This window comes from Pseudaquabacterium terrae, from assembly GCF_013266755.1.
GTDB classification, from domain to species: Bacteria; Pseudomonadota; Gammaproteobacteria; order Burkholderiales; family Burkholderiaceae_C; genus Pseudaquabacterium; species Pseudaquabacterium terrae.
On record NZ_JABRWJ010000001.1, the window covers coordinates 570,882 to 594,464 of the forward strand.

Sequence of the window (23,583 nt, forward strand, 5' to 3'; positions counted from 1 at the left end):
ACCCCGAGGTCGCACGACATGACGCAATTGATCGAAGTGAAGGTCCCCGACATCGGCGACTTCAAGGATGTCGCGATCATCGAGCTGATGGTCAAGCCGGGCGAGGTGATCGCCGTCGAGACCGGCCTGATCATGGTCGAGTCCGACAAGGCCTCGATGGAGATTCCGTCGACGCACGCCGGCACCGTGAAGGCGCTGAAGGTCAAGCTAGGCGACAAGGTCAGCGAAGGCTCGGTGATCCTGGTGATCGAAGCGGCGGGTGCCGCGGCGGCTGCGCCGAGCCCGGCGCCGGCCCCCGCCGCAGCCGCATCAGCACCTGCTGCGGCCCTGCCCGCCCCGGCTGCCGGCAGCTACACCGGCAAGGCCGATGTCGAGTGCGAGGTGCTGGTGCTCGGCGCCGGCCCGGGCGGCTATTCGGCCGCCTTTCGCAGCGCCGACCTCGGCATGAAGACCGTGCTGGTCGAGCGTTATGCCACGCTCGGTGGCGTCTGCCTGAACGTCGGCTGCATCCCGTCGAAGGCGCTGCTGCACACCGCGGCAGTGATGGACGAGGTCAAGTCCCTCGGCCACCACGGCATCAAGTACGCGGCGCCGGAAGTCGACATCGACGGGCTGCGCGGCTTCAAGGACGGCGTCGTGAAGAAGCTCACCGGCGGCCTGGCCGGCATGGCCAAGGCGCGCAAGGTGGAGGTGCTCACGGGCGTCGGCAGCTTCGTCGACCCGCATCACCTCGAGGTGCTGGCGAGCGACGGCAGCAAGCGCATCGTGAAGTTCGCGAGGGCCATCATCGCCGCCGGTTCGCAGGCGGTGAAGCTGCCCTTCATGCCCGACGATGAACGGGTTGTCGACTCCACCGGCGCGCTGCTGCTCAAGAGCATCCCGAAGCGCATGCTGGTGGTCGGCGGCGGCATCATCGGCCTGGAGATGGCCACCGTCTATTCGACGCTGGGCACGCGCGTCGACGTGGTCGAGATGCTCGATGGCCTGATGCAAGGCGCCGACCGCGACCTGGTCAAGGTGTGGGAGAAGGTCAACGCGCCGCGCTTCGACAAGGTGATGCTGAAGACCAAGACCGTCGGCGCGAAGGCGACGAAGTTCGGCATCGAGGTCAGCTTCGAAGGGGACAAGGCGCCGAAGGAAGCGCAGTTCTACGACCTGGTGCTGGTGGCGGTCGGCCGCAGCCCGAACGGCAAGAAGATCGCCGCCGACAAGGCCGGCGTGATCGTCACCGAGCGCGGCTTCATCGAGGTCGACCGGCAGATGCGCACCAACGTGCCGCACATCTTCGCCATCGGCGACATCGTCGGCCAGCCGATGCTGGCGCACAAGGCGGTGCACGAAGCGCACGTGGCGGCCGAGGTGGCGCATGGCGAAGCGGCCTTCTTCGACGCGCGGCAGATCCCGTCGGTGGCCTACACCGACCCCGAGGTGGCCTGGGCCGGCAAGACCGAGGAGCAGTGCAAGGCCGAGGGGCTGAAGGTCGGCAAGGCGGTGTTCCCCTGGGCCGCGTCGGGGCGCGCCATCGCCAATGGCCGCGACGAAGGCTTCACCAAGCTGCTGTTCGACGAGGCCACGCAGCGCATCGTCGGCGGCGGCATCGTCGGCACGCACGCCGGCGACCTGATCGGCGAGGTGTGCCTGGCGATCGAGATGGGCTGCGAGCCGGCCGACATCGGCAAGACCATCCACCCGCACCCGACGCTGGGCGAATCGATCGGCATGGCCGCCGAGGTCTTCGCGGGCCATTGCACCGACCTGCCGCCGCAGAAGAAGAAGTAAGGCGGCGCACCGTGGCACTCAACCTGGCCTTCGAGACGGTCGGCAGCGGGCCGCCGCTGCTGGTGCTGCATGGGCTGTTCGGCTCCGGCAGCAACTGGCGCAGCATCGCCCGCCACCTGGCTGCGACCCACACCGTGCACAGCGTGGACCTGCGCAACCACGGCTCGTCGCCCTGGGCCGACACGATGGGCTACGGCGAGATGGCCGACGACGTGCTGCAGCTGATGGATCGCCTGGGTCTGATAGCGCCGATGGTGCTCGGCCACAGCATGGGCGGCAAGGTGGCGATGGCACTGGCGCTGCGGCAGCCGCAGCGCGTCGGCGGCCTGGTGGTCGTCGACATCGCGCCGGTCTCGTATGCCGACACGCTGACGCCGTTCGCGCTGGCGATGAGCGGCGCCGACGTGATGGCCACAGCAAGCTTGGCCGAGGTGCAGCGGCGGCTGCAGCAGGCCGTTCCGGACCCCGGCGTCGTGCCCTTCCTGATGCAGAACCTGGTGCGGCACAACAACCACTTCGACTGGCGCATCAACCTGGTGGGCATCTGCGCGGCGATGCCGCAGCTGTGCAGCTTTCCGGGCGAGTTGCTGGGCGCGCGTTTCGAGCGGCCGCTGACGGTGATCGCCGGCGCGCATTCCGACTATGTCGCGCCATCCGACGGCTCGCGCTTCGCACCGATGTTTACGCAGGTGCAGGTCGAGGTCATCGCCGACGCCGGCCACTGGGTGCACGCGGACCAGCCCGCGGCCTTCCTGGCGCGCGTGAAGCAGGCCCTGAAGTCACCCGCAGCGGCCCGGCGCGCGCCGGCGGCCAGCATCACCTGAATTCCGAACGACGAGACAAGACAAGGAGAACCGGACATGAGCGACGACACCCTGCGCGAAGCCGCACTCGACTACCACCGCTATCCGACGCCGGGCAAGATCTCGGTCACGCCAACGAAGGCGATGGCCACGGCGCGCGACCTGTCGCTGGCCTATTCGCCCGGCGTGGCCGATGCCTGCCTGGCCATCGCCGACGACCCGCGCGAAGCCGGCAACCTCACCGCCCGCAGCAACCTGGTGGCGGTGATCACCAACGGCACGGCGGTGCTGGGCCTCGGCGACATCGGGCCGCTGGCCGCGAAGCCGGTGATGGAAGGCAAGGGGTGCCTGTTCAAGAAGTTCGCCGGCATCGACGTGTTCGACATCGAGCTGGCCGAGAACAACCCCGATGCGCTGATCGAGACCATCGCCCGCATGGAGCCCACCTTCGGCGGCATCAACCTCGAGGACATCAAGGCGCCCGAGTGCTTCTACATCGAGACCAAGCTGCGCGAGCGCATGAAGATCCCGGTCTTCCATGACGACCAGCACGGCACGGCCATCGTGGCCGCGGCGGCGATCCTCAATGCGCTGAAGCACGTGGGCAAGAACATCGGCGAGGTGAAGCTGGTGGCCTCCGGCGCCGGCGCCGCGGCGCTGGCCTGCCTGGACCTCGCGGTGAGCCTGGGCCTGAAGCCCGGGAACATCTTCGTCAGCGATGCCAAGGGCGTGGTCTACATGGGCCGTTCCGAAGGCATGGACCCGAACAAGTCGCGTTATGCCCGCGACACCAGCGCCCGCACGCTGGCCGACGTGATCCCGGGCGCCGACATCTTCCTCGGCCTGTCGGCCGGCGGCGTGCTCAAGCCCGAGATGGTCAAGAAGATGGCGCGCGATCCGATCATCCTGGCGATGGCCAATCCGACGCCGGAGATCCTGCCCGAGGACGCGCTGGCCGCGCGGCCCGATGCGGTGATCGGCACCGGCCGCTCGGACTATCCGAACCAGGTCAACAACGTCCTGTGCTTCCCGTTCATCTTCCGCGGCGCGCTGGACACCGGCGCCACCACCATCAACGAAGCGATGAAGCTGGCGGCCGTGCGGGCCATTGCCGAGCTGGCGCATGCCGAGATTCCGGAAGTGGTGGCGCAGGCCTATGGCGCCAGCGGCCTGCGCTTCGGCCGCGACTACCTGATTCCGAAGCCCTTCGATCCGCGCCTGATCGAGGTGGTGGCGCCGGCGGTGGCGCAGGCGGCGATGGACAGCGGTGTCGCGACGCGGCCGATCGCCGACATGCCGGCCTACCGCCAGCGCCTGTCGCAGTTCGTCTACCAGTCCGGCAGCAGCATGCAGCCGCTGTTCGCCGCGGCCAAGATGGCGCCCAAGCGCGTGGTCTATGCCGAAGGCGAGGACGAACGCGTGCTGCGCGCCGCGCAGGTGGTGGTCGACGAAGGCCTGGCGCGGCCGCTGCTGCTGGGCCGGCCCGACGTGATCAGCCACCGCCTGGCCGAATACGGCCTGCGCCTGAAGCCAGGCGTCGACTGCGAGATCGTCAACCTGCAGGATCCGAAGGTCTACGGCGACGCCGCGGACGACTACTTCGAGTTGAAGCGCCGTGAAGGGGTGTCGCGCGCGGTGGCGCGCGTCGAGATGCGCAGCCGCTGCAGCCTGCTGGCGGCCATGCTCGTGCGCCAGGGACGCGCCGACGCGATGCTGTGCGGTACCTTTGGAAGTTATGCCGAGCACCTGCGCCACGTGCGCGACGTGATCGGGTTGCGACCGGGCACGCAGACGCTGGCCGCGATGCAGATGCTGATGCTGCCCGGGCGCCAGCTCTTCATCTGCGACACCCACGTCAACCGCGACCCGACGGCCGAGCAGGTCGCCGAGATCGCGCTGCTCGCGGCCGAAGAGGTGCGCCGCTTCGGCGTGACGCCCAGCGTGGCGCTGCTGTCGCACTCCAGCTTCGGTGGCTCCGACGCACCCTCGGCGCTGAAGATGCGGCAGGCGCTGGGTCTCGTCAAGGCCGCCGATCCGAAGCTGGCGATCGAGGGCGAGATGCGCGGCGACGCCGCGCTGTCCAAGACCATCCTCGACCACGAATTCCCCGACTCGGGCTTGAGCACCGAAGCCAACGTGCTGGTGATGCCCAACGTCGACGCGGCCAACATCTCGTACAACCTGCTGCGCATCGCGGCCGGCAACGGCATCACCGTTGGCGGCATCCTGCTCGGCGCGGCGCGGCCGGTGCACATCATGACGCCGTCGTCGACGGTGCGGCGCATCGTCAACATGACCGCGCTGGCGGTGGTCGACGCGAGCTCGCAGCGCGCGGCCTCGCACGCCATCGACTGAGGCAGCGATGAGCGATCTCAACACCACCGCACAGCGCGGTGCGCTGAAGACTGCGCGCATCCCCATCAAGGTGGAGGTGGCGCCCGCCTTGCCCAAGCCCGGGTGGATCCGCGTGCCGCTGCCGCAGGGCGAGCGCTTCCGCGCCGTCAAGCAGCTGCTGCGCGAGGGCGGCCTGCACACCGTCTGCGAAGAAGCCTCGTGCCCGAACATAGGAGAGTGCTTCGGCAAGGGCACGGCCACCTTCATGGTGCTGGGCGACCTGTGCACGCGCCGCTGCCCGTTCTGCGACGTGGCCCATGGCCGGCCGAAGCCACCGGACCCGCTGGAGCCCCAGCACCTGGCCGACACGGTGGCGCGGCTGGGCCTGAAGTACGTCGTCATCACCAGCGTCGACCGCGACGACCTGCGCGACGGTGGCGCGGCGCACTTCGCGGCCTGCATCCGCGCCGTGCGCGAGCGGTCGCCGGGCACGCGCATCGAAGTGCTGACGCCGGATTTCCGCGGCCGCGCGACGATCGCGCTGGACATCCTGGCGGCCGACCCGCCGGACGTGATGAACCACAACCTCGAGACCGTGCCACGGCTGTACGCGCAGGCGCGGCCCGGTGCGCTGTACGGCCATTCGCTGCAGCTGCTGCAGTCCTTCAAGCAGCGCTGCCCGCAGGTGCCGACCAAGTCCGGGCTGATGCTGGGCCTGGGCGAAACCGACGCCGAGGTGTTCGAGGTGCTGCAGGACATGCGCCTGCACGGCGTCGACATGCTGACGGTCGGCCAGTACCTGCAGCCACGGCCGGGCAACCTGAGCGTGCAGCGCTACGTCGAGCCGCCGGTGTTCGAAGCCCTCGCTGCACAAGCGCGGGCCATGGGATTTGCGCATGCGGCCTGCGGGCCGCTGGTGCGCTCGAGCTACCACGCCGACCAACAGGCCCACGCGGCCGGCGTCTGAACCCTGACATCACTGCCCACATCGGAAGGAGACCCGCGATGGACCACGATCCGCGACCCAAGCCCTTTTACCAGTCCCTGTATTTCCAGGTCATCACGGCGATCGTGATCGGCGTGCTGCTGGGCCATTTCTGGCCCCAGACCGGCGCGGCGATGAAGCCGCTGGGCGATGGCTTCATCAAGCTGATCAAGATGATCATCGCGCCGATCATCTTCTGCACCGTGGTGGTCGGCATTGCCGGCATGGAGGACATGAAGAAGGTCGGCAAGACCGGTGGCCTGGCGCTGCTGTACTTCGAGATCGTCAGCACCGTCGCGCTGGTGGTCGGCCTGCTGATCATCAACATCGTCAAGCCGGGCGTCGGCATGAACATCGATGCCAGCTCGCTCGACACCAAGGGCATCGCCGCCTACACCGGCCCGGGCAAGATGGCCAGCACCACCGACTTCCTGCTCAACGTGATTCCGAGCACCGTGGTCGATGCCTTCGCCAAGGGCGAGATCCTGCAGGTGCTGCTGTTCGCGGTGATGTTCGGCTTCGCGCTGCACAAGTTCGGCGGCCGCGGCACGCTGGTGTTCGACTTCATCGAGAAGTTCTCGCACGTGCTGTTCGTGATCGTCGGCTACATCATGAAGGTGGCCCCGATCGGCGCGTTCGGCGCGATGGCCTTCACGATCGGCAAGTACGGCGTGGCCTCGCTGCTGCAGCTGGGCCAGCTGATGGCGACCTTCTACATCACCTGCCTGCTGTTCATCTTCGTGATCCTCGGCGGCATTGCGCGCGCGCACGGCTTCTCGATCTGGAAGTTCATCAAGTACATCAAGGAAGAGCTGCTGATCGTGCTCGGCACCTCGTCCAGCGAATCGGTGCTGCCGCGCATGATGGCCAAGCTCGAGAACCTGGGCGCCAAGAAGTCGGTGGTCGGCCTGGTGGTCCCGACGGGTTACTCGTTCAACCTCGATGGCACCTCGATCTACCTGACGATGGCCGCTGTCTTCATCGCCCAGGCCACCAACACGCCGATGTCGATCACGCAGCAGCTCACGCTGCTGCTGGTGCTGCTGCTGACCTCGAAGGGCGCGGCCGGCGTGACGGGCAGCGGCTTCATCGTGCTGGCGGCCACGCTGTCGGCGGTGGGCGACGTGCCGGTGGCCGGCCTGGCGCTGATCCTCGGCATCGACCGCTTCATGTCGGAGGCTCGCGCGCTGACCAACCTGATCGGCAACGGCGTGGCCACCGTGGTGGTGGCGAAGTGGACCAACGACCTGGACAGCGTGCGCATGCAGCGGCTGCTGGACCAGGAGTCCGACGTGGTCGCCGAGGAGCCCGAGCAGGTGCTCGACGCGACCGAAGTGCAGATGCCCGCCCGCGCCACCCGCTGATGCCGACGCCGCCTTCGCTGACAGGAGCCGCCGCATGAACAGCACCGCCACCAAGCACCGCATCGTCGTCGTCGGCGGCGGTGCCGGCGGGCTCGAGCTGGCCACGCGCCTGGGCGACACGCTGGGCCGGCGCGGCCGCGCCGAGATCACGCTGATCGACAAGAACCGCACCCATGTCTGGAAGCCCAAGCTGCACGAGATCGCCGCCGGCAGCATGGACCTGAGTGCGCACGAGGTGGACTACCTGGCGCAGGCGCACTGGCATCACTTCCGCTTCCGCATCGGCGAGATGATCGCGCTGGACCGGCAGCGGCGCGAGGTGCGCGTCGCGCCCTACCGGGATGCCGAGGGCCGCGAGGTCACGCCCGATCGTGTGTTCGGTTATGACACGCTGGTGCTCGCGCTGGGCAGCCAGAGCAACGACTTCGGCACGCCGGGTGTTGGCGAGCACGCGTTGAAGCTCGAGTCGAAAGCCGATGCGCAGCGCTTCCATGCCCGCATGGTTAATGCCTGCATCCGCGCGCATGCCCAGGGCACGCCCTTGCGGCCCGAGCAGTTGCACGTGGCCATCATCGGCGCCGGCGCCACCGGCGTCGAGCTCGCCGCCGAGCTGCACCGCACCACGCGCGAGGTCGTCGCCTTCGGGCTCGACCGCGTCGATGCCGACAAGGACATCCAGGTCAACCTGATCGAGGCGGCCGACCGCGTGCTGCCGGCGCTGCCGCCTCGCATGTCGCAGGCCACCGAAGACCTGCTGCGCAAGCTGGGCGTGCTGGTGCATACCAGCGCGAAGGTGGCCGCGGTGCGGGCCGACGGCGTGCAGCTGGCCGATGGCCGCGTGCTGCCGGCCGAGCTGGTGGTGTGGGCGGCCGGCGTCAAGGCGGCCGACTTCCTGAAGGATCTCGCCGGCCTGGAGACCAACCGCAGCAACCAGCTGCTCGTCAAACCGAGCCTGCAGACCACGCGCGACGACGACATCTTCGTCATCGGCGACTGCGCGGCCTGCGCCTGGCCCGAGGCCAACGGCGGCAAGGGCGGCTTCGTGCCGCCACGCGCGCAGGCGGCGCACCAGCAGGCCTCGCATGTGGCCGCTCAGATCAAGCGTCGTCTGGCCAACAAGCCGATGAAGGCCTACCGCTACCGCGACTTCGGCTCGCTCGTCTCGCTGGGCGAATTCAGCACCGTCGGCAACATGATGGGCGGGCTGATCGGCGGCAGCCTGATGATCGAAGGCGCCTTCGCGCGATTGATGTACGTGTCGCTCTACAAGATGCACGAGCTGGCGCTGCACGGCTTCCCGAAGATGGCGCTCGACACGCTGGCGCGCCTCATCACGCGGCGCACCGAGCCGCACGTCAAGCTGCATTGAGGCGGGCGCCAGCATGAATCGACCTACAACGCTCGCTCTGCTCGCGGTGCCGGCCGGAGCGGCAAAGCCGGGCGCGGGCTGCACGGCCCGGGCGAGATGGCGGTCGGCCCTGGGGGGCCGACTGCTCTGCGCTGCTCGCAGACGCGGGATGGGTCCACAACTCGGGCCGGAGTACCGGCCCTCAGACACGTGGACCCAGCTCCCTTCGGTCGCCGACCCGCGCCTGCTGCGCTGCTCGACGCTCATCTCTGAATGCCCGGGCCGCGCAGCCCGCGCCCGGCTTTGCACAACCACCGAGGTGCGCGAAGGACTTCAAGACCGAGGCATGCGGCTGTTCAGTCCGCAGGCCATCACAGCCTCTGCAAAGCCGGCGGCGGGCACGCTGGCCGGGCAGTCAGGGGGCCGCGCCGAGCAGCGCAGCGGATGCGGGTCGGCGACCGAAGGGAGCTGGGCGGACGTGTCTGAGGCCCTGTACTCGGGGCCGAGTTGTCCGCCCATCCCGCGTCCGCGAGCAGCGCAGGGCAGTCGGCCCCCAGGGCCGACCGCGGTCTCCGCCCGGCCAGCGTGCCCGCCGTCGGCTTTGCCGCTCCGCCCTCCGCAAGACTGCATTCAAGACAAGCCAACGACCGCTCAGGGCCGCAAGCTGTCGCTCGCGCCGCCCCACCACCGCATCCAACGCGGCGCATGTCCAGAACGAGGAAGCCGCTGAGATGGACTTCGATTTTTCGCCCGAACAGAAGGAGATCCAGCACCAGGCGCGGCGCATGCTGGTCGAGTGCTGCGATCTGCGTGCCGTGCGCCGCGTGCTCGACGAGAGCCGCGGCTGGGATCCGGCGCTTTGGCAGCAGGTGGCCGAGCTCGGCTGGCTGGGGGCAGCGATCCCGGAGGCCTATGGCGGACTCGGGCTCGGTGGCGACACGCTGGCGGTGATCGCCGAGGAGCTCGGCCGCGCGCTCGCGCCGCTGCCGGTGAGCTCGTCGATCTACCTCGCCGCGCCCTGCGTGCTGCATGCCGGCAGCGAGGTGCAGCGCAGCGAATGGCTGCCGGAGCTGGCGAGCGGCGAGCACATCGCGACGCTGGCCGCGGCCGAGGGGCTGGTCGGCGTCGACGAGCTCGCGCGCCATGCCGCGCGCGTGCGCGGCGGGCGCTTGAGCGGCATCAAGCTGCCGGTGCCCGATGGCCTGCTCGCGCATTGGGCCGTGGTGACGGCGCACGACGAGGCCGGCGTGCCGGGCCTGTACAGGGTCGACCTGGGCGGCCCCGGCGTCACGCGCACGGCACTCGAGAGCCTGGATCCCACCCGGCCGGTGGCGCGCATCGTGTTCGATGCCGCGCCAGCGCAGCGTCTGGGCGGTGATGCCGATCCAGCGCCAGACGCCCACGCGGTGCTGCAGCGCGTGCTCGACGAGGCCGCGGTGTGGATCGCGTTCGAGCAGGTCGGCGCGGCCGACGCGGCGCTTGCGATGAGCGTGGACTACGCCCGGCTGCGCCACGCGTTCGGGCGGCCGATCGGCTCGTTCCAGGGCATCAAGCACAAGCTCGCCGACATGTACGTGCGCAACCAGCTCGCGCGCGCCAATGCCTGCTGCGGCGCCTGGGCGCTGACGGCCGGCTCGGCCGAGCTGCCACTGGCGGCCGCCTCGGCCCGCATATCGGCCTCGGAGGCGGCCGAGTTCGCCGCCAAGGAAACGATCCAGACCCACGGCGGCATCGGCGCCACCTGGGAGGCCGATCCGCACCTGTTCTACCGCCGCGCCCGCGTGCTGCAGGGCGTGATCGGCGGGCCGGCGGTGTGGCGCGAACGCCTGGTCGAGGCGCTGCAGGCGGGCGTCCAGTGATCGCGGTCGCCCCAGGGTCAACCCCGAGCGTGTTGAGCTTTACAGCCTCGGCCAAATCCCCTACGCTGTCTAACATAGTTAACTACGTAAGCGAACAAACGGAGTCCCCTCGATGAGCCGCTACGTCTTCAGCATGGATTCGCACGTCGTCGAGCCGCGACAACTCTGGCAGGACAAGCTGCCGCCGCACCTGCGCGACCGCGCGCTGCGCGCCGAGCGGCGCGACGGATACCTCGTGATGGTGGCCGACGGCCGCGACCTGCACCGCATGCAGGTCGGCGACGGCAACTCCGACAACCCGCGCATCGGCGGCACCAGCCCCGAGTTGCGCTTCCAGGACATGCTCAAGGACGGCATCGACGCCGAGCTGCTGTTCCCGAACCTCGGCATGATGTGTTACGCCATCGACGACGCCGAGTTGAGCCTGGCTTGCATGCAGGTCTACAACGACTGGCTGATGCAGCAGTTCGGCGCCCACCGCGATGCGCTGGTGCCCTGCGCCGTGCTGCCGATGCGCGACGTCGCCGAGACGCTGGACGAATTCCGGCGCGTCGTCGCGCTCGGCTACCGCGCGGTGATGCTGCCGACGCTGCCGCCGGCCGGCCTGCGCTACAACAACAAGGACTTCGATCCGGTATGGGCCTATGCGCAGGAGCAGGGCATTCCGCTCGCGTTCCACGTCGCCTCGGGGCTGACGCCGATCACCGAGCGCGGGCCCGGCGCGGCGATCATCAACTACATGCGGCTGGGCTTCGCCACCGAGGAGCTGGTGACCTACATGGTCGCCGGCGGCGCGCTCGACCGCCACCCGGGGCTGACGATGGTGGTCATCGAAGCCGGCGCGTCGTGGATGGTGGCGCTGGGCGAGCGGCTCGACGAGGTGCATGAGGCGCACCAGTACTACGTGAAGCCGAAGCTGAGCCGCAAGCCCAGCGAGATCCTCTATGCCCAGGTCAAGGCGACGTTCCAGTTCGACCGCGCGTGCCTCAGCACGATCCCGATGACCGGCCACCAATGCCTGCTCTGGGCCTCGGACTATCCGCACATGGAAGGCACCTTCCCGCGCTCGCGCCAGGTCATCGACGAGGTGTTCGGCGGCGCCGGGCTCGCGCCCGAGGTGCAGGCCGATATCCTGGGCGGCACCGCGGCCCGGCTGTACGGGCTCGAGCCACGGCCGCTGGCGGCCAAGCTCGGGGCTTGAGCCCGGCGCCGAGAGACCCAAGGAGACAAGCGATGAGCAAGTTGAAACTGCCCGCAGCGACGCGCGATCCGGCGCAAGGCAAGCGTGACCTCGACGAATTCGGCCTGTGCGTGCACGAGGGCTTCGTCGAAGGCGAACAGCTGAAGTTGATCCGCGAGCGCCTGGTCGAACAGGCCGACCTGGAGTGCGAATACGGCGTGGCGCTGCTGTCCGGCCAGAGCCGCGGCGGCAAGACCTGGTACGGCCATCCGGAGCCCGGCGCAATGCCCGGCTGGCAGGGCATCGCCGGCCTCTACAACAAGGGCCGCGTCTTCATCGACTACCTGAAGCACCCGCTGTTCGCCGAGTACAACGCGCACCTCTTCCGCGGTGCGTCCTGGCACCTGTCGGCGATGACCGGGCTGATCGTGCGCCGCGGCGCCGAGCCGATGGTGGTGCACGTCGACCAGCAGTTCATGCCGCGCACGGAGGTGCCGGCCTACCTGAACTGCATGCTCTGCCTGACGGACTTCGAGGAGGTGATGGGTGCCACCCGCGTGGTGCCGAAGAGCCACCTCGGCGGCTACCCGCCGCAGGCCTACAGCGCCGAGCGCGGCGCCTACAACCCGGAGCCGATCGACACCGTCGCCGTCGAGGCGCCGGCCGGCTCGGTGATCTTCTTCGAGAGCCGCACCTGGCACCAGTCGGGCATCTCGACCTCCGACAAGACCCGCTACTCGCTGACCACGCTGTGGCAGCAGCACTGGGTCAAGCCGATGGACAACATCGCGCTGAACCTGCAGCGCGGCGTGTACGAGGCTTTGAGCGAAGCCGAGCTGCAACTGCTGGGCTTCAAGGCCGAGCCGAGCGGGCGCATCGAGTGCAACAGCCCCGCGGGTGTCCAGAACACCAACCGCAAGACGCCGTACGTGCCCGAGCTGCGGCAGGGCAGCGCGGCGCGGCCGGTGGCGCTGGACGGCATGGGCGACCGCAAGGGCGCCGACGACGAAGCCAAGGCGATGGGCCTGCAGGCGCGCTGATCACATCGATCCACAAAAATGAACCTGGGCTTCACTGCGGAACACGAGTCGCTGCGCAGCGAGCTGCGCAAGCTGCTCGCACGCGCCGAACATCACCTGCCGCCGGGCGCCGGCGCGGCCGAGCCGGCCGACGCCGCGCTGTGGCAGGCGTTGACCGACAGCGGCTGGCTCGGCACTGCCGTGCCCGAAGCCCACGGCGGCAGCGGCCTCGACGGCGCCGCGCTGTGCGTGCTGGCCGAGGAGGCCGGGCGCGCGCTCGCGGCCGTGCCGCTGGTGGCGTCGGCCTGCGCATTCGTGCACGCGCTGCGTGCGGTGGCGGAGGTGGTGCCGGCGGCGTTGTGGCAGGGTCTGGCGGCGGGCAGCGCGCGCGGCGTGCTGCTCGCCGACGACGGCTGGATCATGACGCCTGAAATAAGCGTCCAGGCGAACGGCGAAATCCGCGTTGCCGGCCGTGCGCAGTTCGTGCCCGATGGCCCGTCGGCTACCCACGCGCTCCTGCTGGCCGGCAGCGGCGACGCTGCGGCACTGGTGCTGGCCACGCTGGCGCCGGCCAACCAGCCTGAGCCGGCGGCGCAGCCGCTCGACCTGCTGCACCCCTGCTGCGACATCGATCTGGCCGGCGCCGCCGTGCAGTTGCTCGCCCGTGGGCGCGCCGCGCAGGCGCTGTGGAGCCGCGCCGTCGATGCGCAGGCGCTCTTCGTCGCCTTCGAGCAGCTCGGCGGCGCCGATGCGGCGCTCGATGCTGCGCGCCGCTACAGCCTGCAGCGCTACGCCTTCGGGCGGCCGGTCGGCTCGTTCCAGGCGCTCAAGCACTTGATGGCCGACATGCTGGTAGCCATCGATCTGGCGCGTTCGAACTGCCTGTTCGGCCTGGCGGCACTGGCCGCCGGCGACGACGCGCTCGGCGAGGCGGCTGCAGTAGCCCGCATCTCGGCCACCGAGGCGTTCCGCATCGCTGCCGCCGGCAGTACCCAGGTGCATGGTGCGTTAGGCGTCACCTGGGAGGCCGACTGCCATCTCTTCTACCGCCGCGCGCAGGCGCTGGCCGGCAGCCCCGGCGCGCAATGGCGCTGGAAGGACCGGCTCGTGCAGCTGCTGCAGCAACGCGCCGCGTTGGCGCCCGTGCTCACCGCGCCGGAACCGACTGCGATCAACGGATGAACCTGACCGATCTGCCCCGTCACGCCGCGTTCCGCCTCGAAGCGCGCGCGTGGATCCGGCGCCACGCCCCCTGGGACGAGCTCGCCCGCATCCGCCGCATGCGCTTCGCCGGCCAGCCCTTCGAGACCGAGCATCGATGGCTGGAGGTCGCGCGGCAGTGGCAGGCGGCCAAGTTCGAAGCCGGCTGGGCCTGCCTGGTCTGGCCGGTCGCCTACGGCGGCCGCGGCTTGAGCGCCACCGAGAACGTGATCTTCCAGGAAGAGGAAGGGCCGTTCGCCGAGCTGTTCGGCCCGTTCATGATCGGCCAGGGCTTCGTCGCGCCGACGCTGATGGCCTATGCCAGCGAAGCGCACAAGCGCCGCTTCCTGCCGCCGCTGGCCAGCGGTGCATCGATCTGGTGCCAGCTGTTCAGCGAACCCGGCGCCGGCTCGGACCTGGCGGGCGTGCGCCTGCGCGCCACGCCCTGCGAGGGCGGCTGGCGCCTCAACGGCCAGAAGGTCTGGACCTCGGGCGCGCACCACAGCAGCCACGGCATCGTGTTGACGCGCAGCGACCCCGATGCGCCCAAGCACCGCGGCCTGACGATGTTCTTCGTCGACATGAAGAGCCCCGGCATCACGGTGCGGCCGATCCGCCAGCTCTCGGGCATCAGCCATTTCAACGAGGTCTTCTTCGACGACGTGTTCGTGCCCGACGACCAGCGCCTGGGCGAGGTCGGCGGCGGCTGGCAGGTGGCGCTGACGACGCTGTCGAACGAGCGCATGACGCTGGGCGCGAGCACGCCGGTGGGCTTCGACGAGCTGTTCGAGCTGGCGCGCAAGCCCGGCGCCGACGGCGCGGCGCCGATCGACGAGCGCGGCGTGCGCGAGCGCATTGCCGAGTGGTACGCCAAGGTCACCGGGTTGCGCTACGGCGTCTACCGCATCCTGGCCACGCTGGAGCGCGGCGAGCGCCCCGGCCCGGAGGTGGCTGTCGGCAAGCTGGTGGGTGCGCGCACGACGCAGGACATCGCCGCCTTCGGCCTGGACCTGCTCGGTGCCCGCGGCCGCGCCGCCGCCGGCGACGACGAAGTCAGCCAGTTCCACGAGATGTTCTGCTTCGGCGCGATCCACCGCATCGAAGGCGGCACCGATGAGGTGCTGCGCAACATCCTGGCCGAGCGTGCGCTCGGCCTGCCGCCGGAACCGCGTGCGGACAAGGGACCGTTCCGCGACATCCCCATGGCGCCTAACGCATGAATACAGCGGCAGCATCCATCGACAAACGCGCCTTTCGCAATGCGCTCGGCGCCTTCACGACCGGTGTCACCGTGGTCACCACGTGCGATGCCGCAGGCCGCGACGTCGGTCTGACGGTCAATAGCTTCAATTCGGTGTCGCTCGAGCCGCCGCTGGTGCTGTGGAGCCTGGCGCGCAGCTCCGGCAGCCTGCCGGCCTTCGTCGAGGCCGAGCACTTCGCGGTGCACATCCTGGCGGCGGACCAGGAGCCGATGTCGAACCGCTTCGCGCAGCGCGGCGCCGACAAGTTCGCCGGCATCGAGCTCGCGCGCGGTGAGGGCGGCGTGCCGCTGCTGCCCGGCTGCGCGGCGCGATTTCGCTGCCGCACCGCGTTCCGTCACGAAGGCGGCGACCACGAGATCTTCGTCGGCGAGGTGCTCGGCTTCGAGGCCTTCGAGCGCGCGCCCTTGGTCTTTCACAAGGGCGGCTACGCGGTGGCGGTGAAGAAGCGCCAGCCGCCGCCCACGGCCGCTGCGCCGCTGCCGAACGAGTCGCCCGAGGCCAGCATCAGCCGCGACGCACTGGTCTACCTGCTCGGCAGCGCGCACGCGATGCTGCTGGCCGCGATGCGCCCGGCGCTGGCCGCGCGCGGGCTGTCGGACGACGACTATTTCGTGCTGAACATCCTGAGCGTCGGCCTGCCGCGCACCGTCGAGCAGCTCGACGCGCTGATGGGCCTGGCCGGACGCCGCGTCACCCTGCAGCAGCTGGCCGCGATGGCGCAGCGCGCGCTGGTGCGCCCGGCCGCCGCGCTGGCCGGCGGCTGGCAGCTTGCCGAGGCGGGCACGCGCGCGATGCTCGAAATGGCGGCGATCTCCAAAGCCACCGAGGAAGACGCGCTGCAGCAGATCGACTATTCCGAGGCCCACCTGCTGAAGCACCTGCTGCGGCGTGTGATCCGCAATACCTGGCGCGGCGAGCAGCCGGCGCTGTGGCCCGTGGCTGGGTGAGGAGGCCCGCGTGACCGTTCAGGCGGCCGCGCGCAGCTCCATGTCGATGTGAACGGTCGCGAAGGGGCACATCACGCCGCCATCTTCGCCCCGTTCGACGAGGCCGAGCTCGAGCAGCACCTGCATGTCCTCGTGAACGCGCTTCACATCTCGCTCGACGCGGCGCGCCAACTCGCGCAGCGAGATCTCTCCCTGCCCCTGCAGGGCGCGAACAAGCGCCCATCGGCGCTCGGTCATGCGCCCGAAAAACGCCCCCGGGCTCTCGAAATTCAACACCTCGCCCTGGTACGAGCGCGCGTTGGCGCGCCGGCCAGCGTCGCGTAGCGCGGCTTTCCAGTCCGGCTGCAGCGTGATCGTCAGTGTCCGTTTGCTCATTGGCCTCTCCGTGCGGCGTCGACCGCCGCGATGAAGTCTTCCACCAACTGCTCGACGGACACGAACGCGTAGTCGCGCTCGCGGCCGTCGACGTGGCAATGGTCGCCCTTGCCGCGCTCGTTGTCGAACCCGACGATGCGCACGCCCTTCATGGCGAATGCCGCGCGGTACTTGAAGTGGTGAGTACACGGCGGCACCGGCTGCGGAACGCGCCACACGACCAGCTCGATCACGCCGCCTTCGGATGTGACGTCCTTGAAGCGGGTGATGAGCTCAGCCTTCATGTTGGCGAGTGTGCCAACATGGCGGTGTGTTGTCAAACGCGACAACGAGTCTCAGCGTACTCTTGAATCGCGGGGCGGAACGTGCCCGGAATGCTGTGGCGCTACTCCAGCACGTCGATCGCCCGATCCACCGCGAAGCTCTCGCGGATCAGCTTGTCGATCGACTCCAGGTGCTTGCGCCAGTAGGCTTCTGCGCCGTCGGCATCGCCGGCCTCGATCAGGGCCACCAGCTTCTCGTGGGCCTTCAGGCCGCGCTGGCGTGCGCCGGTGTCGAAGCGCTGCACGTTGGCCGCCAGCGCCGCGGTGGCGATGTGGCTCTCGTAGATGTGGGTCAGCATGTTCATCAGCAGGATCAGCGGCATGTTGCCGGTGAGCTCGATCAGCGCGCGGTGAAAGCGCGCCGATGCGCGTGAATGCTGGCCGTCGTCCTTCGCGGCGATCGCGGCGCGCTGCTGCTCGATGTGCTGGTTCAACACCGGCACCGCGGCCTTGCGCGCGGTGCTGGCGACCAGGTGCACGCACGAGGGCTCGATCAGCACCCGCGCGCCGAAGATGTCGGCCAGCGTGGTGCCGCGGTTCTGCAGCACCAGGCCGAAGTGGCGTGCCGCCAGGCGCGGGTCGGGCGGGTGAACGCGCGGGCCGCCGCGCGAGCCGCGCGTGACGGTGAGCAGCGCCTCGGACTCGAGGATGCGCAGCGCCTCGCGCAGCGTCGGTCGCGAGACCGAATAACGCTCGACCAGCTCGCCCTCGGCCGGCAGCGTGTCGCCTTCCTTCAGCTCGCCGCGCACGATCTTGCCGCGCAGGTCGCGCGCCACCAGTTCGGCGGTCTTGGGCACGCGGAACGGCTGGTCGCCGTCGTCGCGCATCTCGAGCGATCGGCCTGCGGCCCCCGCGGCTCCTGCCAAGTCTTGGGTCATATCGTTAACTTGGATAGACAATATGACGCATTATTGCGCCAGCACCGTCACGACGCACGCACCGCCGATGCCGACGTTGTGCTGCAGCCCCAGCCGCGCGCCGGGCACCTGGCGCTCGCCGGCCTCGCCGCGCAGCTGCCAGACGATCTCGGCCGTCTGCGCCAGCCCGGTGGCGCCCAGCGGGTGGCCCTTGGACAGTAAACCGCCCGACGGGTTGGTGACGATCCGCCCGCCGTAGGTGTTGTCGCCGTCGCGGATGAATTTCTCGGCGCCACCCTCGGGGCACAGGCCGAGCGCCTCGTAGCTGATCACCTCGTTGGGCGTGAAGCAGTCGTGCAACTCGACGACGTCGAGCTCGTCGGGCGCGATGCCGGCCTGCGCGCAGGCTGCGCGGGCGGCGCGGCGCGTCATGTCGGCCCCGACACCGTCGATCATGTTGAGGCCGTCGAAGCTGGCCGCGCCGTCGGTCGTCAGCGCCTGGCCGGCGATCATCACGCTGCGTGCCAGCAGCCCGTGGCGGCGCGCATAGTCGTGCGAGACGATCACTGCCGCCGCGGCGCCGCAGGTCGGCGGGCAGCATTGCAGCTTTGTCAGGCCGCCGAAGATCGGCGTCGAGGCCAGCACCTCTTCGACTGTCACCGGCTCGCGGAACACCGCCAGCGGGTTGCGCGCCGCATGTCGCCGCGACTTGACCGAGATCATCGCGAAGACCTCGTCCGGCATGCCGTGGCGGCGCTGGTATTCACGCTGCGCGCCGCCGAAGTACTGCGCCGCGATCGGCGCCTTCGCATCCCAGCCCTGCACGCGCTCGACCATCGCGTTCAGCCTGCCGTTGACCGCGGGCCGGTCGTTGAACGGCGAGGCCAGCGGGCCGGACAGCATCTGCTCGAAGCCGACCGCCAGCGCCACGTCGACGAGACCCGAGGCCACCGCCTGGTGCGCCAGAAACAGCGCGGTCGAGCCGGTGGCACAGGCGTTGTTGACGTTGACGATCGGGATGCCCGACAGCCCCAGCGGGTACAGCGCCTGCTGGCCCGAGGTGGTGTCGCCGATCACGAAGCCGACGTAGGCCTGCTGCACCGCACCGTAGTCGAGGCCGGCATCGGCCAGCGCCTGACGCGCGGCGTCGGCGGCCATCGCGTCGTAGGGCGCGCTGCGGCCGGCCTTCGTGAACGGCAGCATGCCGACACCGGCGATGCGCGCTTTGTCCTTCATGGATTTCCCGGGGGTGTGGCTGAAAGAGGTGTTCAGTATAGTTAACTAAGTTGACTAGGTAAAGCATCTCAGGAACAGGACGCCGACCCGCATGATCGATCCCGAACGCCTGCTGCGCTGGCCGCTGCCGCCGGTGACGCAGACCTACACCGAGCGTGACAGCGCGCTGTACGCGCTGGGCCTCGGCCTCGTGCGCACGAACCCCGCGCCGGCTGCGGCGCTGCGCCATGTCTACGAAGCCGGCGACGGCGGCTTGGTTGCGCTGCCGACGATGGCCTCGGTGCTCGCCACCGGCCCGTTCTGGATGCAGGACCCCGCCACCGGCATCGACTGGCAGCGTGTGCTGCACGCCGAGCAGCGGCTGCAGATCCACCGGCCGCTGCCGGCCGCGGCCACGGTGGTCGGCGAGCACCGCGTCGACGCGATCTTCGACAAGGGGGCAGACAAGGGCGCGCTGATGCTGCTGAGCCGGCGGCTCTACGACCAGGGCAGCGGCGAGCTGCTGGCCACCGTCGGCAGCACCGCGTTCCTGCGCGGCAATGGTGGCTTCGGTGGCAGCGGCGAGGGCGCGCCATGGCCGCAGCCGGTGCCCACCGACCGCCCGCCGGACCACGAGGTCGCGCACGACATCCGCCCCGAGCAGGCCCTGCTGTACCGCCTGAGCGGCGACCTGAACCCGCTGCATGCCGACCCGGCCGTCGCGCGCGCCGCAGGGTTCGCACAGCCGATCCTGCACGGCCTGTGCAGCTACGGCATCGCGGGCCTGGCGCTGGCGTCGACGGTGTGCGGCCATGACGCGACGCGCCTGAAGCGGCTGGACCTGCGTTTCGCGAACCCGGTGTTCCCGGGCGAGACGCTGCTGACCGAGATCTGGCTCACCGGCCCCGGCCGCGCCGCGCTGCGGATGCGCGTGCCGGCCCGCGACGATCCGAAGCGCCGCATCGTGCTCGACCACGGCGTGGCCGAGTTCGCGACCTGAACATCACTCCTGGGAGATCTGCATGGGCTTGCTCGACGGCCAGGTGGCCATCATCACCGGCGCCGGCGGCGGCCTCGGCCGCGCCTACAGCCTGCTGCTGGCGCGCGAGGGCGCGGCAATCGTCGTCAACGACATGAATGCCGACGCGGCGCACGGCGTCGTCGCCGAGATCACGGCAGCCGGCGGGCGCGCAGTGGCGAGCATCGGCGACGTCGCAAGCCCCAGCGCCGGCGCGGCGATCCTGCAGTCCGCGCTGGACGCGTTCGGCGCGGTGACCATCCTCGTCAACAACGCCGGCATCCTGCGCGACAAGAGCTTCGCGAACCTGAGTGAAGCGCAGTGGGACGCGGTGATCCAGGTTCACCTGAAGGGCGCCTTCTGCGTCACGCAGCCGGTGTTCCGCTGGATGAAGGAGAACGGCCGCGGCGGCGTGATCGTCAACACCGCGTCGTCGTCCGGGCTCGGCGGCAGCTTCGGCCAGACCAACTACGGCGCGGCCAAGGCGGGTCTCTGGGGCTTCTCGAACTGCCTCGCGCTGGAAGGCCTCAAGTACGGCATCCGCGTCTGGACGCTGTGCCCGGCCGCCGCGACGCCGATGACCGAAGGCCTGATGACGCCCGAGATGCGCGCGCAGTGGTCACCCGAGCGCGTGGCGCCGGTGCTGCTGTACATGGTGAGCGGCCTGTCGGGCGACCGCACGAACCGCACGCTGTTCGCGTCCGGCAGCAAGGTGATGGAGGTGAAGATGGTGTCCGGCACGCCGCTGCCCAACCACGCCGGCTTCAGCGCGCAGGACATCGCGGCCGCCGCCGACCGCCTGTTCCTGCCCGACACGCCGCTCGACTTCAACAGCTGACAGCGCCGCCCGATGGCGATCGTCACGACCACGGTGGACGCCGACGGCGTCGCGCTGATCACGCTGGACGACCCGGCGCGGCCGGCCAACGTCACCACGCCCGAGCTGACGGCCGAGCTGCTGGCCGCGGTCGACCGCGTCGCCACGGAGCCAACGATCCGCGGCGCGGTGATCGCTTCGGGCAAGCCGGGCCGCTTCGTCGCCGGTGGTGACATCTTGGACTTCGTCGGGGCCTGGGAACGCGGCATGAGCGAGGCGGAGGCCTTCGAGATCAGCCACCGCTGGAACCGCGAGTTGCGCCGCATCGAGCGCTGCGGCAAGCCCTTCGCGGCGGCGATCAACGGCGCGGCGCTGGGCGGCGGCTTCGAGCTGGCGCTGCTGTGCCAGCACCGCGTGCTGGTCGACGATCCGCGAGCCGTCGTCGGCCTGGTCGAGGTCGGCCTCGGCCTGCTGCCGGCGGGCGGCGGCAGCCAGCGCCTGCCGAGGCTGATCGGCATCGATGCGGCGCTGCGGCTGATGCTCGATGCGCGCCGGCTCGCGCCGCCCGAGGCGCTGGCCGCCGGCTTGGTCGATGCCGTGGTGCCGGCAGAGCGGCTGCTCGCGGTCGCGCGGGCGTGGGTGCTCGAAGGGCATCCACCGCGGCAGCCGTGGGATGAGCGCGCAGCGCCCGATGCGGCGCAGCTCGAGGCGTCGCGTGAACATTGGCAGCAACTCGTGGACGCTCAATTCGGACGTCACTACCCCGCTCCGCATGCACTGCTGCGCGCGGTGTTCGACGGCTTGCCGCTGCCGCTCGACGACGGCCTGCGGGTCGAATCCACCTGCTTCGCGCCGCTGCTGGCCGGCGTGGTCGCGCGCAATTTGATGCGCACCGGCTTCGTCTACCGCGGCGAGGCCGACAAGCGCGCCCGCCAGGCGGCGGCGCGCCTGGGGGAGTCCGCGGTGGTGCTGCCCGAATACGACGGCGCGGCCGCACCGCCCCCGCGCGGCAGCGCCTGCCTGTGGCTATGGCCCGACGCCGCGCAGGCGCGCCTGGCCGAGATCGCCGTGGCCGCCGACGCACCTCCGAGCCGCGTCGATATCGCGTTATCACAGGCCGCCGCGCGCGGCGTGACACCGGTGGTGCTGCCACCGGGCCGTCCCTCGTTCGTCGCGCGCCTGCTCGAGCACCGCGGCAGCCTGCAGGCGCTGGCCGCCGAGGGGCGGCGCGCGCTGGCCGAAGGCGCGATCGCTTCACCCGCCGATGCCGACTTGGCGTCGGTGCTCGGCGGCCTCTGCCCGCCGTGGACTGGCGGCGTCATCAGCTGCACCGACTAAGGAACCCACACCATGAACATCGTCGACCTCCACCGCCACGCCGAAGCGGCCCGCCAGTTGCCGGCAGAGACGCTGCTGATCGGCGGCGAACGCTTGCGCCATGGCAGCGGCGCCGCGTTCAACCACATCAATCCGGCCACGGGCCAGGTCCAGCACGAGATGCGCCTGGCCGGCGCCGCCGACGTCGACCGCGCGGTGAAGGTGGCCCGCGCCGCGTTCACCGGCTGGCGCCTGACCAAGCCGTCGCGCCGCGCCGAGATCCTGACGCGCCTGTGCGACCTGGTCGCCCGCGACAAGGACCGGCTCGCGCTGCTGTCGTCGCTGGAGAACGGCATGCCGTCGCGGCAGTTCACCGGGCGCCAGCTCGGCATCGTGCAGGCCTGGCTGCGCTACTACGCCGGCATGGCCGACAAGCTCGAAGGCCACGTCACGGCGGCCTGGCCGGCCGAGAACCTGGAGTACACGCTGCCCGAACCGCTGGGCGTCGTGGCGGCCATCATCCCGTGGAACGCGCCGGTGATCTCGCTGGCGATGAAGCTGCCCGCGGCGCTGGCCGCGGGCAATTGCGTGATCGTCAAGCCGGCCGAGTTCACGCCCTTCACCAGCGCGCACTTCGCGCAGCTGGCGCTCGAGGCCGGCCTGCCCGAAGGTGTGCTCCAAGTGCTGCCCGGCGCGGCCGAGGCCGGCGAGGCGCTGGTGCGCCATCCCGATGTCGCCAAGGTCTCGTTCACCGGCGGGCCGCTGGCCGCGCGGCGCGTGATGGCCGCCTGCGCCGAGACGCTGAAGCCCGCGCTGTTCGAGCTGGGCGGCAAGTCGGCCAACATCCTGTTCGACGACGCGGATCTGAAGCAGGCGATTCCCTACTGCGCCGCATTCCCGATGAACAACGCCGGCCAGGGCTGCCAGCTGCCGACGCGGTTGCTGGTGCACGCGCCGATCTACGACGCCGTCGTCGAAGGCGTGCGCCAGACCATTGCTCACCTGTTGGTCGGCGACCCGCTCGCCGAGGACACCTTCATGGGCCCGGTGGTCAACGAGGCCGCGATGGGCCGCATCCTGGCCGACATCGCCCGCGCGAAGGACGATCGCGCCGGCCGCCTGCTGTGCGGCGGCGGCCGCCTCGAGGCGCCGGGCTGGTTCGTCGAGCCGACGGTGTTCGCCGACGTCGACCCGGCCAGCGCGCTGGCGCAGACCGAGCTGTTCGGCCCGGTGCTGTCGATCATCCGCTTCGAGGACGAGGACGAGGCTGTCGCCATCGCCAACGGCACGCCCTGGGGCCTGGCCGGCTACGTGCAGACGCGCGACCTCGGCCGCGCTCACCGCGTGGCTGCTCGGCTGGTCTGCGGCAACGTCTACATCAACGGCGCGATGAACGTGCACCCGGCCGCGCCCTTCGGCGGCGTCGGATTGTCGGGTTTCGGCAAGGAGGGTGGGCGCGCCGGCATTGAGGAGTTCGTGCGGCACAAGGGCGTGGCGGTGGCGTTGGGATAACTCACGTTCGGAGCGTGCCGGCGCGGCGGCTCACGGCCCGTTGCGGTCGTTGGTGTGGGTGGTCGTTTG

Annotated in this window: 20 protein-coding genes; 16 read left to right on the top strand and 4 right to left on the bottom strand. The window is 70.2% G+C overall.

What is annotated here, in order from left to right:
* The first annotated feature begins 18 nt into the window (after nt 1-18).
* The 12 genes from lpdA (at nt 19) to HLB44_RS02655 (ending at nt 16,080) form a co-directional block, all read left to right on the top strand.
* Nucleotides 19-1,779, top strand: coding sequence for a dihydrolipoyl dehydrogenase (lpdA, locus tag HLB44_RS02600; RefSeq protein WP_173120300.1), 1,761 nt, complete (start codon nt 19-21; stop codon nt 1,777-1,779).
* Nucleotides 1,780-1,790: 11 nt separating this feature from the next.
* Nucleotides 1,791-2,603 carry an alpha/beta fold hydrolase gene (locus HLB44_RS02605; protein ID WP_173120302.1) on the top strand — a complete coding sequence of 271 codons (813 nt, stop codon included), beginning with the start codon at nt 1,791-1,793 and terminating at the stop codon, nt 2,601-2,603.
* A gap of 36 nt (nt 2,604-2,639) precedes the next feature.
* Entirely contained in the window at nt 2,640-4,937 is a 2,298-nt protein-coding gene (locus HLB44_RS02610) for an NADP-dependent malic enzyme (RefSeq protein WP_173120304.1), read from the top strand.
* Nucleotides 4,938-4,944: 7 nt separating this feature from the next.
* The gene (gene lipA / locus HLB44_RS02615) at nt 4,945-5,883 is read left to right on the top strand and encodes a lipoyl synthase (protein WP_173120306.1); all 939 of its coding nucleotides are present in this window, start codon (nt 4,945-4,947) and stop codon (nt 5,881-5,883) included.
* Between the two features lie 38 nt (nt 5,884-5,921).
* Entirely contained in the window at nt 5,922-7,265 is a 1,344-nt protein-coding gene (locus HLB44_RS02620) for a dicarboxylate/amino acid:cation symporter (RefSeq protein ID WP_173120308.1), read from the top strand.
* A gap of 34 nt (nt 7,266-7,299) precedes the next feature.
* Entirely contained in the window at nt 7,300-8,634 is a 1,335-nt protein-coding gene (locus tag HLB44_RS02625) for an NAD(P)/FAD-dependent oxidoreductase (protein ID WP_173120310.1), read from the top strand.
* 710 nt (nt 8,635-9,344) lie between these two features.
* Nucleotides 9,345-10,472, top strand: coding sequence for an acyl-CoA dehydrogenase family protein (locus tag HLB44_RS02630; RefSeq protein WP_173120312.1), 1,128 nt, complete (start codon nt 9,345-9,347; stop codon nt 10,470-10,472).
* 112 nt (nt 10,473-10,584) lie between these two features.
* Nucleotides 10,585-11,673, top strand: a complete 1,089-nt coding sequence (locus HLB44_RS02635) for an amidohydrolase family protein (RefSeq protein WP_173120314.1) — start codon at nt 10,585-10,587, stop codon at nt 11,671-11,673.
* Between the two features lie 32 nt (nt 11,674-11,705).
* Nucleotides 11,706-12,692, top strand: a complete 987-nt coding sequence (locus tag HLB44_RS02640) for a phytanoyl-CoA dioxygenase family protein (protein WP_173120316.1) — start codon at nt 11,706-11,708, stop codon at nt 12,690-12,692.
* Between the two features lie 18 nt (nt 12,693-12,710).
* Nucleotides 12,711-13,853 (top strand): acyl-CoA dehydrogenase family protein, encoded by a 1,143-nt coding sequence (locus tag HLB44_RS02645; protein WP_173120318.1) that lies wholly within the window; start codon nt 12,711-12,713, stop codon nt 13,851-13,853.
* The gene (locus HLB44_RS02650) at nt 13,850-15,091 is read left to right on the top strand and encodes an acyl-CoA dehydrogenase family protein (protein ID WP_173120320.1); all 1,242 of its coding nucleotides are present in this window, start codon (nt 13,850-13,852) and stop codon (nt 15,089-15,091) included. Before HLB44_RS02645 ends, HLB44_RS02650 begins: the two co-directional genes overlap by 4 nt.
* Nucleotides 15,088-16,080, top strand: a complete 993-nt coding sequence (locus HLB44_RS02655) for a flavin reductase family protein (protein WP_173120322.1) — start codon at nt 15,088-15,090, stop codon at nt 16,078-16,080. The genes HLB44_RS02650 and HLB44_RS02655 overlap by 4 nt, the downstream gene beginning before the upstream one ends.
* An 18-nt stretch (nt 16,081-16,098) precedes the next feature.
* On the opposite strand, the gene HLB44_RS02660 is transcribed toward HLB44_RS02655, so the two are convergent.
* The 4 genes from HLB44_RS02660 to HLB44_RS02675 form a co-directional block, all read right to left on the bottom strand.
* The gene (locus tag HLB44_RS02660; RefSeq protein ID WP_173120324.1) at nt 16,099-16,455 is read right to left on the bottom strand and encodes an HVO_A0114 family putative DNA-binding protein; all 357 of its coding nucleotides are present in this window, start codon (nt 16,453-16,455) and stop codon (nt 16,099-16,101) included.
* Nucleotides 16,452-16,784 carry a toxin-antitoxin system TumE family protein gene (locus HLB44_RS02665; RefSeq protein ID WP_246312012.1) on the bottom strand — a complete coding sequence of 111 codons (333 nt, stop codon included), beginning with the start codon at nt 16,782-16,784 and terminating at the stop codon, nt 16,452-16,454. Before HLB44_RS02665 ends, HLB44_RS02660 begins: the two co-directional genes overlap by 4 nt.
* Nucleotides 16,785-16,840: 56 nt before the next feature.
* Entirely contained in the window at nt 16,841-17,605 is a 765-nt protein-coding gene (locus tag HLB44_RS02670; protein ID WP_217283505.1) for a FadR/GntR family transcriptional regulator, read from the bottom strand.
* 81 nt (nt 17,606-17,686) lie between these two features.
* On the bottom strand, nt 17,687-18,871 hold the full coding sequence (locus HLB44_RS02675) for a thiolase C-terminal domain-containing protein (protein ID WP_173120327.1): 1,185 nt from the start codon (nt 18,869-18,871) through the stop codon (nt 17,687-17,689).
* Nucleotides 18,872-18,962: 91 nt separating this feature from the next.
* Here HLB44_RS02675 and HLB44_RS02680 point away from each other — a divergent pair, with 91 nt between their 5' ends.
* Genes HLB44_RS02680 through HLB44_RS02695 form a run of 4 tightly spaced genes read left to right on the top strand, consistent with a single transcriptional unit; the run spans nt 18,963 to nt 23,514 of the window.
* Complete coding sequence (locus HLB44_RS02680) at nt 18,963-19,850, top strand: MaoC/PaaZ C-terminal domain-containing protein (protein WP_173120329.1); 888 nt, start codon at nt 18,963-18,965, stop codon at nt 19,848-19,850.
* A 22-nt stretch (nt 19,851-19,872) separates the two neighbouring features.
* The gene (locus HLB44_RS02685; protein WP_173120331.1) at nt 19,873-20,706 is read left to right on the top strand and encodes an SDR family NAD(P)-dependent oxidoreductase; all 834 of its coding nucleotides are present in this window, start codon (nt 19,873-19,875) and stop codon (nt 20,704-20,706) included.
* Nucleotides 20,707-20,718: 12 nt separating this feature from the next.
* Nucleotides 20,719-22,023: an enoyl-CoA hydratase-related protein gene (locus HLB44_RS02690; protein ID WP_173120333.1), complete on the top strand. Its 1,305-nt coding sequence runs from the start codon at nt 20,719-20,721 to the stop codon at nt 22,021-22,023.
* Between the two features lie 12 nt (nt 22,024-22,035).
* The gene (locus tag HLB44_RS02695; protein ID WP_173120335.1) at nt 22,036-23,514 is read left to right on the top strand and encodes an aldehyde dehydrogenase family protein; all 1,479 of its coding nucleotides are present in this window, start codon (nt 22,036-22,038) and stop codon (nt 23,512-23,514) included.
* Nucleotides 23,515-23,583: the final 69 nt, after the last annotated feature.